This is a genomic window from Embleya sp. NPDC001921 (genome assembly GCF_053594475.1).
In genome coordinates this window covers 114963-133075 of sequence record NZ_JBSFEO010000025.1, presented here as the reverse complement: position 1 = coordinate 133075, position 18113 = coordinate 114963, and the positions used below count along the sequence as shown (strand labels likewise).

The 18113-nt window shown below is 71.6% G+C and carries 8 protein-coding genes; 6 read left to right on the top strand and 2 right to left on the bottom strand.

All coding sequences use genetic code 11. From position 1 onward, the window contains the following. The first annotated feature begins 112 nt into the window (after window positions 1-112). The 6 genes from ACWCPW_RS27505 to ACWCPW_RS27480 all read left to right on the top strand — a co-directional run bounded on the left by ACWCPW_RS27505 (window position 113) and on the right by ACWCPW_RS27480 (window position 15483). Window positions 113-6568, top strand: a complete 6456-nt coding sequence (locus ACWCPW_RS27505; protein WP_449764293.1) for a type I polyketide synthase — start codon at window positions 113-115, stop codon at window positions 6566-6568. Between the two features lie 2 nt (window positions 6569-6570). Beyond that, complete coding sequence (locus ACWCPW_RS27500; protein WP_449764273.1) at window positions 6571-9690, top strand: type I polyketide synthase; 3120 nt, start codon at window positions 6571-6573, stop codon at window positions 9688-9690. A gap of 179 nt (window positions 9691-9869) precedes the next feature. Continuing rightward, window positions 9870-13097, top strand: a complete 3228-nt coding sequence (locus ACWCPW_RS27495; protein WP_449764272.1) for a non-ribosomal peptide synthetase — start codon at window positions 9870-9872, stop codon at window positions 13095-13097. 61 nt (window positions 13098-13158) lie between these two features. Further along, window positions 13159-13929 (top strand): thioesterase II family protein, encoded by a 771-nt coding sequence (locus ACWCPW_RS27490; protein WP_449764271.1) that lies wholly within the window; start codon window positions 13159-13161, stop codon window positions 13927-13929. Window positions 13930-14073: 144 nt separating this feature from the next. Then, a complete protein-coding gene (locus tag ACWCPW_RS27485; RefSeq protein WP_449764270.1) occupies window positions 14074-14559 on the top strand; it encodes a hypothetical protein in 486 nt (161 codons plus the stop codon). Window positions 14560-14640: 81 nt separating this feature from the next. Next, complete coding sequence (locus tag ACWCPW_RS27480) at window positions 14641-15483, top strand: DUF4097 family beta strand repeat-containing protein (protein WP_449764269.1); 843 nt, start codon at window positions 14641-14643, stop codon at window positions 15481-15483. 185 nt (window positions 15484-15668) lie between these two features. On the opposite strand, the gene ACWCPW_RS27475 is transcribed toward ACWCPW_RS27480, so the two are convergent. Further along, complete coding sequence (locus tag ACWCPW_RS27475; RefSeq protein WP_449764268.1) at window positions 15669-16181, bottom strand: hypothetical protein; 513 nt, start codon at window positions 16179-16181, stop codon at window positions 15669-15671. A 245-nt stretch (window positions 16182-16426) separates the two neighbouring features. Continuing rightward, window positions 16427-17593: a serine hydrolase domain-containing protein gene (locus ACWCPW_RS27470; protein WP_449764267.1), complete on the bottom strand. Its 1167-nt coding sequence runs from the start codon at window positions 17591-17593 to the stop codon at window positions 16427-16429. Window positions 17594-18113: the final 520 nt, after the last annotated feature.

The following is an 18113-nucleotide window of genomic DNA, read 5'->3' as shown; positions in this document are numbered from 1 at the left end:
CGACAACAACGCCGATGTTCTCGATTACCTCAAGCGGACATCGATCGAGCTGATCGAAACACGTCGGCGCCTGCAGGAGCTGACGGAGGCCGCCGCCGAGCCGATCGCGGTCGTGGGTCTCGCCTGCCGTTTCCCGGGTGGGGCGGTGTCCCCGGAGGCCCTGTGGGACCTGGTGGCGGCGGGCCGGGACGCGGTGTCGCACTTCCCGGACGACCGCAACTGGGACCTGGCGAGCCTGTACGACCCGGACCCGGACCGGCCCGGCACCTGCTACACACGCTCCGGCGGTTTCCTGCACGACGCGGGTGACTTCGACGCCGAGTTCTTCGGGATCAACCCGCGCGAGGCGCTGGCCGCGGACCCGCAGCACCGGTTGTTGCTGGAGTCCTCGTGGGAGTCCCTGGAACGGGCCGGCATCGACCCGCGAACCCTGCACGGCAGCGACACCGGCGTCTTCGCCGGTCTGGCGTACTTCGGGTACGGGAACCACTTCTTCACCCCCGAGAGCATCACCGGCTACGGGCAGACCGGTTCGCTGCTGAGCGTGGCGTCCGGGCGGGTGGCGTACGCGCTGGGCCTGGAGGGCCCGGCGGTGTCGACCGACACCGCGTGCTCGTCGTCGCTGGTGGCCGTGCACCAGGCGGTGCAGTCGCTGCGGCAGGGGGAGTGCGCGCTGGCCCTGGCCGGGGGCGTCACCGTCATGGGGACGACGCAGGTGTTCCGGGAGATGTCGCGGCAGCGGGGCTTGGCGGTGGACGGCCGGTGCAAGGCGTTCGCCGACGCGGCCGACGGCACCGGCTTCGCGGAGGGCGTCGGGATGCTGGTGTTGGAGCGGTTGTCGGACGCGCGCCGCAACGGGCGGCGGATCCGGGCGGTGATCCGGGGCTCGGCGATCAACCAGGACGGGGCGTCCAACGGGATGACCGCGCCGAACGGGCCCGCGCAGCAGCGGGTGATCCGCGCGGCGTTGGCGAACTCCCGCCTGCGGGCGAGCGACGTGGACGCGGTGGAGGCCCATGGGACCGGTACGACGCTGGGCGATCCGATCGAGGCGCAGGCGCTGCTGGCCACCTACGGGCAGGACCGCGATCCCGGCCGGCCGTTGTGGCTGGGGTCGTTGAAGTCGAACATCGGCCACGCGCAGGCGGCGGCGGGCGTCGGCGCGATGATCAAGATGATCATGGCGATGCGGCACGGGGTGCTGCCCAGGACGTTGCACGTGGACCGCCCGACGACGCATGTGGACTGGTCGGCCGGGGCGGTGGAACTGCTGACCGAGGCCAGGGAGTGGCCGAGCACCCCGGGACGGCCTCGGCGGGCGGGCGTGTCCGCCTTCGGGGCCAGCGGCACCAACGCGCACCTGATCCTGGAGGAGGCGCCCGCAGCGGAGCCGGCGCCCGACGTCGCCGACCAAGCGGCCGCAAGCGCCGTCCGACCGGTGCCGTGGGTCGTGTCGGCGCGGTCGGCGGCGGCGCTGCAGGCACAGGCGGAGAAGCTGCGCGCCTTCGTCGCCGACGCCGACGCCGACATCGTCGACATCGGGTGGTCGCTGGTGGCCGACCGGGCGCGGTTCGAGCATCGAGCGGTGGTGCTGGGCCGTGACCGCGACGAGTTGTCGAGCGGTCTGGCGTCGTTGGGAGAGGGCGCGGAGTCCGCCGCGGTGGTGCGCGGTGTCGCCGGCGACCTCGGTGGCACGGTCTTCATGTTCCCCGGCCAGGGATCGTCGTGGGTGGGTGTGGCCGGGCAACTGTACGACGCCTTCCCCGTCTTCGCGCAGAGCCTCGACGAGGTCTGCGCACGCTTCGACACCCACCTGCCCTACGCGCTCAAGCCCCTGCTCCTCGCCGACGCGCCCGAGGCGGCCCGCGCGCGGCGCACGGACATCGCGCAGCCCGCGCTGTTCGCCCTGCAGGTCGGCCTGTACCGGCTCATGGCGCGGTTCTGCGGCGAGCCGAACCACCTGATCGGTCACTCCGTCGGCGAGATCGCCGCCGCCCACGTGTCCGGCGCCCTCGACCTGGACAGCGCGACACGGCTCGTGGCCGCACGCGGACGGGTCATGCAGACGGTCACCGAGCGCGGCGCCATGCTGGCGGTCCGCGCCTCGGAAGAGCAGGTGAGCGCGTTGCTCGGCCCAAACGAGCGCGTCGGCATCGCCGCCGTCAACGGCCCGGAGTCGGTGGTGGTCTCGGGCCACCGCGAGGCGGTCGTCGAACTGCGTGACCGACTCGTCGCCGGCGGCACCTCGGCGAAGCTGCTCGAAGTCGACCACGCGTTCCACTCCCCGCTCATGGAGCCGATCCTGGACGAGTTCGCGGCCTCGATCGGCGAAATCCCCGCGGGCCGCGTCTCGATCCCGGTCGTCTCGACCAGGTCGGGCCGCGTGGCCACGGTCGAGGAGTTGACGTCCGTCACGCACTGGGTGAGACACGTCCGCGAACCCGTCCGCTTCTTCACCGCGGTGGAGTACGCCCGTACGGCCGGTGCGGGCACCTTCCTCGAAGTGGGGCCGGGCTCGACCCTGACGAGCATCACCAAGGAGGCGTTCGCCGGCGCGGGCGCGGACGACGCGGTGGTCCTGTCGGCCTCGCGGCGCAACCGCGGGGCGGTGCAGACGCTGCTCGGCGCGCTGGCCCAGTTCCACGTCCGCGGCGGAACCGTGGACTGGGGCGCCCTGTTCGGGGCGCGCCGGTCCGTGGACCTGCCCACGTACGCGTTCCAACGGCAGCGGTACTGGCTGGACTTCCTGGCCGGGATGGGCACCGGGGACGTGGCCTCGGTCGGGCTGGCGACTCCGCGGCACCCGCTGCTGGGCGCCGCGGTGGACCACCCCGGCACCGACGAGGTGGTGTTCACCGATCTGTGGTCCCTGCGGACCCACGACTGGCTGGCCGATCACGCCGTGTTCGGCGCGGTCGTGGTTCCGGCGACGGCCTACCTCGACCTGGCGCTGTCGGTGGGCGACTTCCTCGGGTGCGCCGCGATCGAGGAACTCTCTCTGGAGGTTCCGCTGATCCTTCCCGAGGCGGGCGACGTACAGGTGCGGATCGTGGTCGGCGCGGCGGACGAGAGAGGACACCGCTCCGTGGACGTGTACTCGCGTCCCGGCGAAGACGACCGGACCGTCGGCGGCTGGACCCGGCACGCGACGGGGAGTCTGGCACCGAGCGTCCCGCGCACGGCCACGGGGCCCGACGACGCGCCGGCCCTTGCCGCGTGGCCACCGGCCGGGGCGAGCCGGATCGACATTGACGGGCTGTACGACTCCTTCCAGGACGCGGGCTTCGAGTACGGTCCGACCTTCCGCGGGCTGCGCGAAGTGTGGCGGCGCGATGACGATCTCTTCGCGACGGCCACCCTGCCGGTGACCGCCGACGGCTCGGCCGCCGGGTTCGCCCTGCATCCGGCGCTGATCGACGCCGCGCTGCACACGGTGGTGGCCGGCGCCGTCGTCGACGTGACGGGCGGTCGGGGCTGGATGCCCTTCTCGTGGTCCGGGGTGGAGCAACTCGGGGAGTGCGGCTCGACCGTGCGGATCCGGGTCTCCCCGGCCGGTGAGGCCGCCGTGTCGGTGGTGGTCGGCGACGAGCACGGCCGCCCGATCGCGCGGATCCAGGCGTTGACCTTCCGTCCGGCGAGCGCCGAGCAACTGCGCTCGGCGCGCCGCGGGCACGAGCAGTCGCTGTACGAACTGGAATGGCGACCGCTCCCGCCGAGCGGACGAGAAACCCCCGGCGTGCGATGGGGCGTTCTCGGCGCGAAGGACGGCCTGGCCTCCCGGCTCCTGGAGGCGGGTGCCGAGAGCGTCGTCCTCCACGCGTCCATGAGCGACGTGCTCGTGGGGGAGGCGCCCCCGCACATCGTGCTGTGCCTGGACGACTTCGTGAGCGCGGGCCCCGATCCGCTCGCCACGGTCGGCGGCACGGACACGCGCGTGCTGGAGTGGGTCCAGCGGTTCCTCGCCGAGGAGTCGCTCGCCGAATCCACGCTGGTGGTCCTCACCCGCCTGGCCTTGGACACCGGTGGAGGAGAGAGCGTCGAAAGCCTCCCCGGCGCGTCCGTCTGGGGCCTGATCCGGTCCGCCCAGACGGAGCATCCCGGCAGGTTCCGGCTGGTGGACGTCGACGACGAACAGGCGTCCTGGGCACGCCTCGCGGACGCGCTCGCCACCGGCGAGGAGCAACTGGCCCTGCGCGGCGGCGGGTACCTCGTTCCCCGGATGAAGGCGGCCGCGGCCGCGCACAACCGGATCGAGCCACCGGCGCCCGGCGCCCACCGGCTGGGCATCCCGACCAAGGGCACGCTGGAGAACCTGACCTGGGTGCCCTGCCCCGAGGTGGAGGCACCCCTGACGAGTGGTCAGGTGCGCGTCTCCGTGCACGCCGCGGGGCTCAACTTCCGGGACGTCACGATCGCCCTGGGACTGGTGGAGCGCACGGCCATCGACGCCGGGATCGGCAGCGAGGGCGCCGGAACCGTGCTGGAGGTGGCGGACGACGTCACCGCCCTGGCACCGGGCGACCGGGTGATGGGCATCTTCTCCGGCGCCTTCGGCCGCGTGGCCGTGGCGGACCACCGCCTGCTCATGCCCGTCCCCGAAGGCTGGAGCCACACCGAGGCGGCGTCGGTGCCGGGCGCCTTCCTCACCGCCTACCACGCCCTGTTCCGCGTGGCGAAGCTCGAGAAGGGCCAACGGATCCTCATCCACGCCGCCGCGGGCGGGGTGGGGATGGCCGCCGTGCAACTGGCGAAACACGTGGGTGCCGAGATCTACGGAACGGCGAGCTTGGCCAAGTGGCCGGCCCTGCGCGCTCTGGGGCTGGACGACGCGCACCTGGCGTCGTCGCGGGATCTGGAGTTCGCGGACACGTTCCTGGACTCCTCGGCCGGGCGCGGTGTGGATTTCGTGCTGAACTCCCTCGCGCACGAATTCGTCGACGCCTCGCTCAAGCTGCTCCCCGAGGGCGGAAGCTTCGTCGAGATGGGGAAGACGGACATCCGTGATCCGCAGCGGGTGGCAGCCGACCACCCGGGCGTCGACTACCAGGCCTTCGACCTCTACGAGGCGGGCCCGGACGCGATGCGGGAGATGTTCCGCGCGGTCATGGAACTGTTCGCCGACGGGCGGTTGCACCTGAATCCGATCGCCGTGCGCAACATCCGCGACGCGCGCAAGGCGTTCCGCGAGATGAGCCAGGGCCGCAACATCGGGAAGGTCATTCTCGACCTGGGCAGCGGCTTCGGCAGTGGGACCGTGCTGGTCACCGGCGGGACCGGAGGCGTGGGTTCGCTGGTGGCGCGGCACCTCGTCGCCGAACACGGGGTGCGCAGCCTGGTGCTGGCGAGCCGTCGGGGCATGGCGGCCGACGGGGCCGCCGAGCTGGTCTCGGACCTGGCGGCGGCGGGCGCGGTCGTCAAGGTCGCGGAATGCGATGTCGCGGACCGGGCCGCGGTGGCGGACCTGCTCGCGGACATGCCGCCCGGGCATCCGCTGACGGCGGTCGTGCACGCGGCGGGTGTCCTGGCGGACGGCACCCTCGAATCGCTGACCGCGGAAAGCCTCGACCGGGTGCTGCGCGCCAAGGCCGGCGGCGCGGTCAACCTGCACGAGCTGACCAGGGGCCACACCCTGTCGGCGTTCGTGCTCTTCTCCGCGCTCGCGGGCACGCTGGGCACCGCGGGGCAGGCGAACTACGCCGCGGCGAACGGGTTCCTGGACGGTCTGGCGGCCCAGCGCAGGGCCTCCGGCCTGGTCGGCACCTCGCTGTGCTGGGGCTGGTGGGAGCAGCGCAGCGGGATGACCGCGGACCTGGACGAGGTCGACCTCGCGCGGGTCCGGCGGCTGGGCATCGCCGAGATGCCCACACCCGAGGCACTGGCCTTGTTCGACGCGGCGTGCGCGCTCGACAAACCCGTGCTCATCCCGGCCAGGCTGGACCTCTCCGCGCTGCGGAGCAGGACCGGTGCCGACCTGCCGCTGCTCCTGCGCGACCTCGTCGACGGTGGCCGGTTGCCCCGGAACCGGGCGAGCACGACCAGGGGCGGCGGTTCGCTCGGGTTGCCCGCCCGGCTGGCGGGCCTGGAGCAGGGCGACGCGCGGGCGGTGGTGCTGGACTGGATCCGCGACCAGGTCGCCATCGTGCTCGGGCATCCGTCCGGTGCGGCCGTCGACGCCGACCAGGCGTTCACCCACCTGGGATTCGACTCGCTGACGTCGGTCGAACTGTGCAACCGCCTGGCCTCCTCGACCGGGCTGCGCTTGGCGTCCACCCTGGTCTTCAGCTACCCGACACCGCGTGAGCTGGGCGGACACATCTTCGGCCTGCTGCGTCCGGCGGCGCCGCAGGCGGGCCCGGACGAGGACGCCGAGATCCGGGAACTGTTGCGAAACGTCCCGATCGACAGGCTGCGCGGTGCGGGCCTCCTGGAGTCGGTTCTGGCGTGTGCCGACCCGCCTCGGTCGGATGCCGAGGGGCAGGTGCCGGACGCGGACGCCGGCGCGGGCGTACTGGCGGCCATGGACTTGGAAGCACTCGTCGGCCTGGCTCTGGATGAGAGGGGCAAGTGACCATGGAAAACTCCGCGGATCGCACGGCGGACGGCGCGGCCCGGGTCGAGCGGGCACTGCGCACCCTGTTGGAGGAACGCGACCGCCTGCGGCTGGAGATCGACGCCCTGAAGGCCGGCCGGGTCGAGCCGATCGCCGTGGTGGCCATGGCGTGCCGCTACCCGCGTGGGGTGTCCTCGCCCGAGGACCTGTGGGACATGGTGCGCGGCGGCCTGGACGCGGTGGACGAGTTCCCGGCGGACCGCGGATGGCGGGACCTGTACGACCCCGATCCCGACGCGGTCGGCAGCTCGTACGTGCGGCACGCGGGATTCCTGACGGACGCGGCGGACTTCGACCCGGAATTCTTCGGCATCAGTCCGCGTGAGGCGTTGGCGATCGACCCACAGCAGCGCCTGTTGTTGCAGACGTCGTGGGAGGTCTTCGAGCGGGCGGGCATCGTTCCCGCCGATGTGCGCGGGGCCGACGTCGGTGTCTTCGCCGGGGTGAGCTCGTCCGAGTACGGGTCGCGCTTCCTGGAGGGGGGCCGGAACGAGCTGGAGGGCTACCTGATGCACGGGAGCGCGCTGAGCGTCGCGTCCGGCCGGGTGGCGTACGAACTGGGGCTGACCGGACCGGCGGTGAGCGTGGACACGGCCTGCTCGTCGTCGCTGGTGGCGCTGCACCTGGCGATGCAGTCGCTGCGTTCGGGGGAGTGCTCGCTCGCCCTGGCGGGCGGGGTGTCGGTGATGTCGACGCCGGCGATCTTCGTGGAGTTCTCCCGGCAGCGCGCGCTGTCCGCGGACGGCCGCTGCAAGTCCTTCGCGGACGGAGCCGACGGCACCGGCTGGGCGGAGGGGGTGGGTGTGCTGCTGCTGGAGCGGCTGTCCGAGGCCCGCCGCAACGGCCACCCGGTGCTGGCGGTCGTGCGCGGTTCCGCGGTGAACCAGGACGGGGCCAGCAACGGGTTGACCGCCCCCAACGGACTCGCCCAGGAGAAGGTGATCCGGCAGGCGCTGGCGAACGCCGGGGTCGCGCCCGGGGAGGTGGACGCGGTCGAGGCGCACGGGACCGGAACCGTGCTGGGGGACCCCATCGAGGCACACGCCCTGCTGGCGACCTACGGGCGGGACCGGGCCGAGGGCAGCCCGCTTTGGCTGGGGTCGATGAAGTCGAACATCGGTCACGCCCAGGCCGCGGCGGGCGTCGCCGGGGTGATCAAGATGGTGATGGCCATGCGCCACGGCTACCTGCCGAAGACCCTGCACGTGGATACGCCCTCACGGCACGTGGACTGGTCCTCCGGCGCGGTGGAACTGCTGGTGGAGGGGCGTGAGTGGATCCGTGCGGAGGGTCCTCGGCGAGCCGGGGTGTCGTCGTTCGGAGTCAGCGGCACCAACGCGCACGTGATCCTGGAGGAGGAACCGCCGCCGGCGCCGACGGACGGGCGTGATTCGGACTCGGGCGTCGTCGGCGGGCTGGTGCCGTGGGTGGTGTCGGGCAAGAGCGCGGCGGCCGTGCGGCGGCAGGCGGACAGCCTGCGCGATTTCGCCGCGGCCGAGTCGGGTGTGGATGTCGCCGACATCGGTTGGTCGTTGTGGTCGAGCCGGTCGCGGTTCGATCATCGTGCCGTGGTGCTGGGCCGCGGTCGGGACGAACTGCTCGACGGTCTGGCGTCGTTGGGCGAGGACGCGGAGTCCGCGGCGGTGGTGCGCGGGGTCGCCGGGAACCTCGGCGGTGTCGTGTTCATGTTCCCGGGACAGGGGTCGCAGTGGGTCGGGATGGGCCGGGAACTGTACGACACCTTCCCGGTCTTCGCGCACGGCCTCGACGAGTGCGCGATCGCCCTGGCCGAGTGGGTCGACTGGTCGCTGCTCGATGTGGTGCGCGGCGTGGAGGGGGCGCCGACCCTGGACCGGGTGGACGTGGTGCAGCCGGCGTTGTTCTCGGTGATGGTGTCGATGGCCGCGCTGTGGCGGTCGTGGGGGGTGGAACCGGCCGCGGTGGTGGGGCACAGCCAAGGCGAGATAGCCGCCGCCCACGTGTGCGGTGCGTTGTCGTTGCGCGATGCCGCCAAGATCGTGGCCCTGCGCAGCAAGGCCCTGCTGGGGTTGATCGGGCACGGCGGGATGGCGTCGATCGCCGAGTCCGCGGACTCCGTGACGGCACGGCTGACTCCGTGGAAGGACCGGGTGAGCGTCGCCGTGGTCAACGGCCCCCGTTCGGTGGTGGTGTCCGGGGAACCGGACGCGCTCGACGAGTTCGTCGAGAAGATGAAGGCCGAAGGCGCGCAGGCCCGGAGAATCTCGGTCGACTACGCCTCGCATTCGCATCAGGTGACCCGGGTCCGCGATCAGGTGATCGGACCGCTGTCCGATGTTTGTCCGAAAACGTCGACGCTGCCCTTCTATTCGACCCTGCACGGCGAAACAATCGATACCGCGGAGCTGAACGGCGAGTACTGGTACGACAATCTGCGCGAGAAAGTCCTCTTCGAATCCTCCGTCCGGCGGTTGATCGCCGACGGTTTCCGGGGGTTCATCGAGATGAGTCCGCACCCCGTGCTGACCGTCCCGGTGCAGGAGATGGTCGAGGATCTGGACGACGCGGTGGTCCTGTCGTCGTCCCGGCGGGATCGGGGCGAGGCGGAGGCCGTGGTCGGCTCGCTGGCCCAGCTGTACGTCCGCGGCGGAGCCGTGGACTGGGGCGCCCTGTTCGGGGCGCGCCGGCGGGTGGAGCTGCCGACGTACGCGTTCCGGCGGCAGCGGTACTGGCTGAACTCCGTACACACCGCGCCGGTGGCGGAGCCGGCCTCGACGGAACCGCCCGCGGACGACGATCAGGCCGTCCCCCTGTCGGACCGGCTCGCCGCCCTTCCCGACGGGGACGCGAAGGCACTCGTGCTGGAGCACGTCCTCGCGAAGGTCGCCGTCGTGCTCGGACACCCCTCCGGCGAGACGATCGACCCCGACCGGGAGTTCAGGGAGATCGGCTTCGACTCGTTGTTGTCGGTGGAGCTGAGCAAACGCCTGGCCGCGTCGACCGGTCTGAAACTGAGGGCGAACCTGGTGCTGCGGCACCCCACGCCCAGGCGCGTCGCCGAGCACGTCGCGTCCTCGATGGCCGACCTCGATCCGCGCTGATCCCACCGCGTTCCGGGCGCCTTCCCGCGCCCCGGGACCGTCCCGTCGGCGGGACACCGCACGTTCGACAGTGGGTGCGCCCGTCCCGGCACCCCGTTGTCTTGACCGGCTGATCCACTTCCGTGAATGTGGAAGTGATCTGCGAATCTCCCAGGTTCCCGAGCCTGCCTGCTGAGGGGATGTTCCCTGTGCGTTCGTTCGGTGCGTCGTCGGCGCACAAAGGATTGTGGCTGGCGCAGAAAATGTCCCCCGAAACGCTGAACCATGCGCTGACCATGTGGGATGTGGACGGTGAATTGGACGCGGCCGTCATGGAATCCGCATTCCTGCACGTGCTGGGCGAAGCGGAAGTGCTGCGGGTCACCTTCGTCGACGACGGCAGCGGACTGCGGCTGGTGCCGCGGGAATTGGGCGACTGGCGGCCGTTCTTCCTGGATCTGGCCGCCGAGGCCGATCCCGAGCAGGCGGCGCGCGAAGCGTTGGCCGACCTGATCAAGCAGCCGTTCGACCTGGAGCGCGATCTGCTGTTCCGGCTGGGGGTGGTCAAACTCGCGGCGACCCGCTCGCTGGTGGTGATCGCCTACCACCACCTGATATCGGACGGGTACGGCGCGGGTGGCCTGCTGTCGCGGCGCCTCGCCGAGGTGTACACGGCGTTGGCGCGGGGCGCCGGGATACCGGAGTTGCCGCACCCGTGGGATGTGGAGTCGTTCGCGGCCGGGGCGGCGGAGTATCAGGACTCCCCGAAGTTCACCGAGGACACCGAGTTCTGGCGCGAGTACCTGGCGGACGCGCCTCCTCCCGCGCAGGTTCCGCGCGTCGCGCTGTCCGACGCGATGTGGTCCGCGCCGGCCGAGCCGATGAGCAGCGCGGACTCTTGGGGGCAACTGGCGGACGCCATCGGCATGGTGAGCCGAACGCTCACGGTGCCGCGTGCCGAGGCGGACACCTGGACCGAGGCCGCGAAGTCCATGGGCGTGTGGATGTCGTCGCTGCTGACCGCCGCCGCGGCGGTGTACTTCCGGCACCGCTGCGACCGCCCGGAGTTCCTCGTCTCGCTCGCGGTGGGCAATCGGGTCGGGGCGGCGAGCAACACGCCCGGTCTGGCGGTGAACGTGGTGCCGGTGCGGGTGAAGGTTCCGCTCGGTGCGACCTTCGGCGAGATCGCCGACGCGGTGGTGGACGAGACATACGAGATCTTCGGTCGGACCGCCTGCCACTACTCGGAGATCCAGCGCGCGAGCGGAACCGTCCTGAGCGGCCGCGGCAGTTTCGGTGCCGTCGTCAACGTCGTCGAGTTCGCGGAGCAACTGCACTTCGCCGACAACCAGGCGCGCCACCTGGGCGCGACGACCGGGGTCTTCGACGAACTGTCGATCGGCGTCTACACCGACGGGAGCCCCGACAGCGACCTGTTCGTCCGGCTCGACGCCCCCGCGGGCCTGTACACCGGCGCGGAACTGTGGTTCATCGGGGCGGAGTTGATCGCGTACACCAGTGCGCTGACCTCCGCCGATCCGCAACTGCCGGTCGGTGCGCTGGACGTGCTGCGCGGCGCCGAGCGGGACCGGGTGGTACCGACGGCACCGAGCGACACGGATGTGCCGTGGTCGACCGTCGCGGAACAGTTCGCCCGCCGGGTGGAATCGGCCCCCGACGAGGTCGCGGTGGTGTCCGGGGACTCGGCCGTGTCGTACCGGGAACTGGATCGGCAATCGAGTCGGCTGGCCGCGGCGCTGCGGCGTCGAAACGTCGGACCCGAGACCGTCGTGGCGGTGGCGATGCCCCGATCGGTGGACCTGGTCGTCGCCCTGCTGGGGGTGGTGAAGGCGGGCGGAGCCTACCTGCCGATCGACCCGACGACGCCGGCGGAGCGGATCACCGCGGTGGCCGGCGACGCATCGGTGCGCCTCCTGCTCACCGATGCGGCGACCGCCCAGGCGCGCTCCGCCGATCTCGATGTTCCGGCGCTCGTGTTCGACGACCTGGCGTCGGACGCCGACGGCGACGGCGATGTGGGGGAGTTGCCGACCCCATCGCGACCGAACAACCTGTTGGCTGTGATGTACGGCTCCGGATCGAACGGTGCGGCCACGCCGGTCGCCGTGACGCACCGGAACATGCGGCGCTTGGTCGCGGATCGCCACTGGCGCGAAGGCGCGCGCGGCGCCGTGTTGTGGCACTCGCCGCACACCTTCGATGGGCTCGCCCTGGAAGTGTGGGCGCCGTTGCTCAACGGCGGCCGGGTGGTGGTGGCTCCGCCGGGGGAGTCGTCCGTCCGGACCCTGACCGAGTCGCGAGCGGCGAACGAGATCACCGCGGTGTGGCTGCCCGCGGGGCTGTTCTCGGCGATCGCGGCGGAACACCCGCAGTGCCTGGTCGGGTTGCGCGAGGTGTGGACCGGTGGTGACCACGTGTCCGCCGCGGTGCGACGGGTGCGGGAGGCCTGCCCCGAGTTGACGATCGTCGACGGCCACGGACCGACGGAGACGACCGGGTTCGCCGCGGCCGACCGCCTGACGGCGGAGGAGCCGGTGCGGCACGCGGGCGCGGTGGGCGGCCCGATGGACGACACCGCCCTGTACGTGCTGGGCCCGGGGCTGGCACCGGTCCCCGTCGGCGTGACCGGAGAGCTGTACGTGGCCGGGCCCGGTCTGGCGCGCGGATATCCCGGGCGACCCGGGCAGACCGCCGAGCGGTTCGTACCCTGCCCGTTCGGTCCGGCCGGCCGGCTGATGTACCGCACCGGGGACCGGGTGCGGTGGGGCGCGGACGGGTGGGTCGAGTACGTGGGACGGGCCGACACCCAAGTCGACGTACGCGGTGTCCGGATCGAGCCGGCCGAGGCCGAGGAGGTGCTGTCGGAGCACCCCGGACTGGCGCAGTCGGTGGTGGTCGTCCGGCAGGACGCGTCCGGGCAGGAGCGGCTGGTGGCCTACGTGGTCCCGGTGGGCGGTCGGGACGACCTCTCGAACGAGGAACTGCGCCGGTTCGCCGCGGGACGGTTGCCGGAGTTCATGGTGCCCGCGGCGTTCGTGGTGCTGGAACGCCTGCCGGTGACGGCGGCCGGGAGGGTGGACCGGACGTCGCTGCCGGAGCCCGCGTTCGACGACGGGTCCTACCGGGCACCGCGCAACCGCACCGAGCGGGTGCTGGCCGAGGCGTTCGCCGACGTGCTCGAGGTGGACCGGGTGGGCATCGACGAGGACTTCTTCGACCTCGGCGGGAACTCGCTCCGGGCGATCAGGCTGGTCGGCCTGATCCGGGCGGAGCTGAGTCTCGAGGTGTCCATTCGCACGCTGTTCGCGGCGCGCACCATCACCGGTCTGTCGGAGATGTGGGAGGACCTCTCCCGGTCGAGCAGGCCGGCCCTGCGCAGGAGGACGAAGGCGGGCGAGGTTCTCTGAGCGTCGGCCGCGGTCGCCGTCCACCCCGATCGTCACCCGGTGTGCGGAAAGGGATTCCTCGATGAGCCGTCCGGTGGACGAGCGGTGGATACGTCGTTTCCGGGACGACGACGGATGCGCGACGAAGCTCCTGTGCTTCCCGCATGCCGGCGGCTGGTCGAACGCGTACCGAACCTGGCCGCTGGGGCTGCCCCCGGACGTCGGTGTGCTCGCCGCGCGGTACCCGGGCCGGGAGGACCGGCTCGGGGATCCGTTCCCGTCCGGCCTGGAAGCCCTCGCGGACGACATCGCGGACGCGCTCGGCGAGCCGGCGCGGCATCGGCTGGTGCTGTTCGGCCACAGCATGGGGGCTTCGGTGGCGCACGAGGTGGCGCTGCGCCTGCAGAAACGGGGGTGCCCGCCGGCCGCCCTGTGCGTGTCCGGCCGACGGCCGCCGCATGCGCTGGAGGGTCTGCGGCAACACTTCGGCACGGACGAGGAGATCATCGCGGATGTCGTGCGCTTCGACGAGAGCTGCGCCCCGGTCTTCGCGGACCCCGACCTGTGCGAGATCCTGCTGCCCGCGATCCGCGCGGACTACCGCTTGGTGGACGACTATCCCGGTGGCCACCGGCCTCCGCTCGACTGCCCGGTCTACGGCTACACCGGTGACAGCGACACCGAGGTGAACCCGGAACAGATGCGCCGCTGGGCGGACATGACGAACGGCGCCTTCCGGCTCCGGGTGTTTCCCGGCGGGCACTTCTATCTCCGAGCCGAGGAAGCCGTGCTGCTGGCGGACCTGAGCGACGTACTGGGCGGTCTCGAATACCGTACGGAGGCCGCCCCGTAGGGTGTGCGAACGAGCGCCGCACGGCAGCACGCATCCGTCGTCGCCACGGAAGGGTCGGGGGCCGGCGCGGTGACCGCCCGCCGATGGCGCCACCCCGGGGCGTGGTCGCTTGCGATGGCACAACATATGCGCCATGATGGCGCCATGGATGTAAGCCCGTTCGTGGACAAACTCGGGCGCGAGTTCGCCGCGCTCGTTCGAGTCGACCGTGGGGACGCCGCCGCGTCCGCCGCGCGGCTGGAGTCGGTGATCCGACGCACGTTGTTCGACGCGCTGAAGGCTGCCGCGGACGAGATCAACCGCGACCTCGCCCCGGGCTTCGTCGAACTCCACCTCCGCGCAGGCGAACCGAACTTCGTCGTGACGCCGGCCTCGCCCGACGGGTCGTCCGAGGCCGCGGCGCGCGGTGGCACGCCCCATGCCGAGGACGGCGCCACCGCACGTGTCACCGTGCACATGCCCCGGCACCTGAAGGCGCGCGTCGAGCAGGCGGCCTGCCACGAAGGGCGTTCGGTGGACGCGTGGTTCGCCCGGGTGGCCGCCGCCGCGGTGGTGCACGACCGCGCCCCCGCCACCGCCGATCGGCGGGGCAGACGAGGGCGGCAGCGCTACATCGCCTGGGTGCACTGAACCAAGCCGGACCGATATCCCGCTCGTCCCGCCACAGGGGGACGACCGTCGGATATTCGGACATCACCAGAAGGGACAGCCATGCCTGTTTTCGAGACTCCGAAGTCGATCTCCGTCACGATCGAACTCCACGTCGGCGACGTGCAGATCACCGCCGAAGACCGGACCGACACCGTCGTCGAGGTGCGACCGAGCGACGAGAGCGACGCCTCGGACGTGAAGGCCGCCAAGGAGACGAGCGTCGAATTCGTCGACGGTGTCCTGGTGGTCAAGGGCTCGAAGCCGCTCGCGGGATTGGACCTCTCCCGGAAGACCCGTTCGGTGGACGTGTCGATCGTGCTGCCGGTCGGCTCACACGTGCACGGCAAGGCCGCGCTGGGCGAGCTGCGCTCCTCCGGCCGCCTCGGCGAGTGCACGTACAAGACCTCCACCGCGATCGTTCACCTGGACCACGTCGGTCCGCTGCGGCTGCACTCGGCAGGCCACATCACCGTGGGCCGAGTCGACGGCGACGCCGAGGTCGGCACGTCCATCGGGCGGATCCGGATCGGTGAGGTCGACGGTGCGCTCAAGGTCAAGAACTCCAGCGGCAACACCGAGATCGGCAAGGTCACCGGCGACCTCCACGTCCGCAACTCCAACGGCGACATCTCCATCGACCACGCCTCGGGACGAAAGACCGACGCCAAGACCGCCAGCGGCAACATCCGTGTCGCGGAAGTCACCCGCGGCGAGGTCGTGCTCAAGACCGGCTCCGGCGACCTGGAGGTCGGCATCGGCGCGGACCGCCCGGCGAAGCTCGACCTGGCCACCGGATACGGGCGCGTGAACAACATGCTGGAGCAGGTCGCCGAGGCGTCCGAGGAAGGCATCGAGGTGCGGGCGCACTCCTCCTACGGGGACATCACGATCCACCGCGCCTGACGAACGACCTCCTCGCGCGGGAGCGAGCAGGCACGGCGCGACGTTCGGGACGAAGCGGCCCACGGGCGGTCCGTGCGAGCCGTCGAGTCGACGGGATGCGAACCACATTCGCATCCCGTCGGTCATCGGCGTGGGCGCACCGAAGTCCGGCCCTTTCGGGCCGTTGCCGTGCTCGCTCGCGACGGCTACTGCACCCAGCCGTTGAACTGCTGCTTGCCGCGCTGGGCCCGCCTGCTGTTGGACAGCGCCGCGGCGGAGGCTCGGACCATCCACGTATTGACCGAGATGCCCTGCCTGGACGCCGCCTTCTCGATCTCGTCCTTCATCTCCTGCGGAGGCCGAAAGTTGATCCGGGCGGTGGCGCCGCCCCTGGCGCCACCGAGCGCTCCGGCCGACCAGTCGCCCGCCGCGTCGTCGCCATCATCCGCGGCGTCCCGCGCGGGCCCGTCGTCGACCGAGGGCGCGGTCACCACAAAACTGGGATCCATCCCCCGCAGGCGCAGGTCCACCGAGCCGGGCGCCAGCTCCCGGGTGATCTCGTCGGCCGCCGCCGACAGAACCTTGAGCAACGTGAGCCGAACGGCCGACTCCAGCGGAGCGACCAGCCGCTCCGCGACCGCGCGGGTCTCGGCATCTCCCGCCGCGGAGGCTGTGACCAGTTCGTCGCGCAGCGCCTCGACGTACTCCCGAAGTTCCATGGAATCATGATGGCACATTGATTGCGCCGCGCGGCGCCTGCCTGGCCCGATGATTGTGCGTGGCCCATTTGTCCCGGTGAACCGCGGTGTTTCGATCGGCCGGGAATAGCGATTCGCATATCGGCGGACCGTGGACCGCCACCGAGTTCAGGTGAACTGTCGCCGGCGGGATCGCTATGGCGTCATGATGACGCCATAGCGGGTGAATGCGCGCGGTACAAAGGCGCGGTGGCGATATTCCGCGGTCAGGACGGGCAATATTCGGCGTCCAGGATGGCCAGGATGTGCTCTCCTCCCCAGTCGCTGTTGAAGTTGACCGTGAATTGCCGGCGGCCGTCCTCGGTGGTGGCGACCAAGGTGATCGACCCCGCGGCGGCGCCGTCGTGGTACCACAGGGTCGTACCGCATCTCATCGTGAACCGTTCGATGCCGAGCCCGTAGGCCGCGCCCGGGAAGTCGGGGTTCTCGACGGTGGTCAGCATCTCCTTCAACTGCCGCGGAGGCAGCAGCTTCCCGCGCATCAGGGCCCGGTAGAACACGTTCAGATCCGCCGCGCCGGAGATGATGTCGCCGTTGCCCCAGACCTGTGACGCGTTCATCGCGGTGACGTCGTCGACGCGGTCCGGCTGCGACGCGAAGAGCCTGGAGTAGCCGCGGCTGCTCGGCCGGGGCAGGTGGACGCCGTCGCGCGGGGTGGACGTCGCGTCCAGACCCAGGGGTTCGATGATGCGCTCGCGCACCTCGCGCTCGTACGTCCGGCCGCCGACCCGCTCCACGATCAGCGCGGCAAGGACGTCGTTGGTGTTGGCGAACGAGTGCCTGGCACCGGGCTCGAACGGCGGCTCGTGGGCGAAGGCCACCCGCAGGCGCTGCTCTGGCGTCAGGGTGTCGTACCGGTGCCGGAGGAAACCGTCGCCCGTCAGATACCTCTCGCGGTACTCCCGATCGGCGGCGTAGTCGAACAGGCCGCTGGTGTGGTTGAGAAGCTGCCGTACGGTGATCGCGCGCCCGTCGTTGCCGTTGCCGCTCACCAAGCCGGGCAGATGGCGCTCCACGCTGTCGTCGAGAGCGAGTCTTCCCTCCGCCTCCATCTGGAGGAGAACGGTCGCCACGAAGGTATCGGTGATGTTGCCGACCCGGAACCGGTCGTTCCTGCCGCGTGGCGCCCCCGTCTTCAGGTCGCCCACGCCCGACGTCGCCTTCCAGACGCCGTCGGCGTCCCGCGCCTGGGCGGTGATGCCGGGAACACCGGCTTGTACGGCCGCGTCCATCGCGCGCTGCGTCGCACGGTGGTCGGCCGGCGGGCAGGACGCCTCCCGGGACGCCCGGGCGGAACCCGTGAAGGCCGTGGCCGCCAGCACGACCGCCGCCACACCGACCACGGCGGCCCTGGATCTCTTGCGTAACGTCATTCCGCGCTCCCGGGAGTCGTCTGTCCTCGGCCGTACGCCCTACTCGTGCGGTCCGTCGGCGGCAGCGTAGGTCACCCGTGTCGCGTGCGGGGCGCTCGCGGCCGCGGCCGCGGACGGCGACGAAGTGGTTGACCCATACGCCCGAATGCGCGCGGGTTCCGGGCACCGGATCCGGCGGACACGGGGTGCCGCCGACGCGCCGGTGCGTCGTGCCCGTGTCATGCCGCCGGGACACCTCCGAACGCTCGCGCGGCCCCATCGGCGTGGCGGCGCGCGGTCGCGGTGGCAGTGACGCGTCCGGCACCCGCGAACCCGACGGCGCCGCGCCGTTTCGTCCCGCGCGGATCCGACCCGCGCGCTTTTGCTGCCACCGGCCGTACTTGTCTGGACACCGAGTGCTTCCGGTCCGTTGACTGGTCCCCGGGAGCGGCCGTTCACCGCTCTCGGGGGGCGGGCGGGAGCGGGTCCGACACAGCCGCGCATCCCCCGTGCCGACGCCGTCGGGCACAGCACGGCACGC

What these genes read in the sequence shown, in the direction of transcription:
- ACWCPW_RS27500 (WP_449764273.1), top strand. Translation starts at nt 6,571, where the DNA reads ATGGAAAACTCCGCGGATCGCACGGCGGACGGCGCGGCCCGGGTCGAG.
- ACWCPW_RS27495 (WP_449764272.1), top strand. Translation starts at nt 9,870, where the DNA reads ATGTTCCCTGTGCGTTCGTTCGGTGCGTCGTCGGCGCACAAAGGATTG.
- ACWCPW_RS27490 (WP_449764271.1), top strand. Translation starts at nt 13,159, where the DNA reads ATGAGCCGTCCGGTGGACGAGCGGTGGATACGTCGTTTCCGGGACGAC.
- ACWCPW_RS27485 (WP_449764270.1), top strand. Translation starts at nt 14,074, where the DNA reads ATGGATGTAAGCCCGTTCGTGGACAAACTCGGGCGCGAGTTCGCCGCG.
- ACWCPW_RS27480 (WP_449764269.1), top strand. Translation starts at nt 14,641, where the DNA reads ATGCCTGTTTTCGAGACTCCGAAGTCGATCTCCGTCACGATCGAACTC.
- ACWCPW_RS27475 (WP_449764268.1), bottom strand. Translation starts at nt 16,181, where the DNA reads ATGGAACTTCGGGAGTACGTCGAGGCGCTGCGCGACGAACTGGTCACA.
- ACWCPW_RS27470 (WP_449764267.1), bottom strand. Translation starts at nt 17,593, where the DNA reads ATGACGTTACGCAAGAGATCCAGGGCCGCCGTGGTCGGTGTGGCGGCG.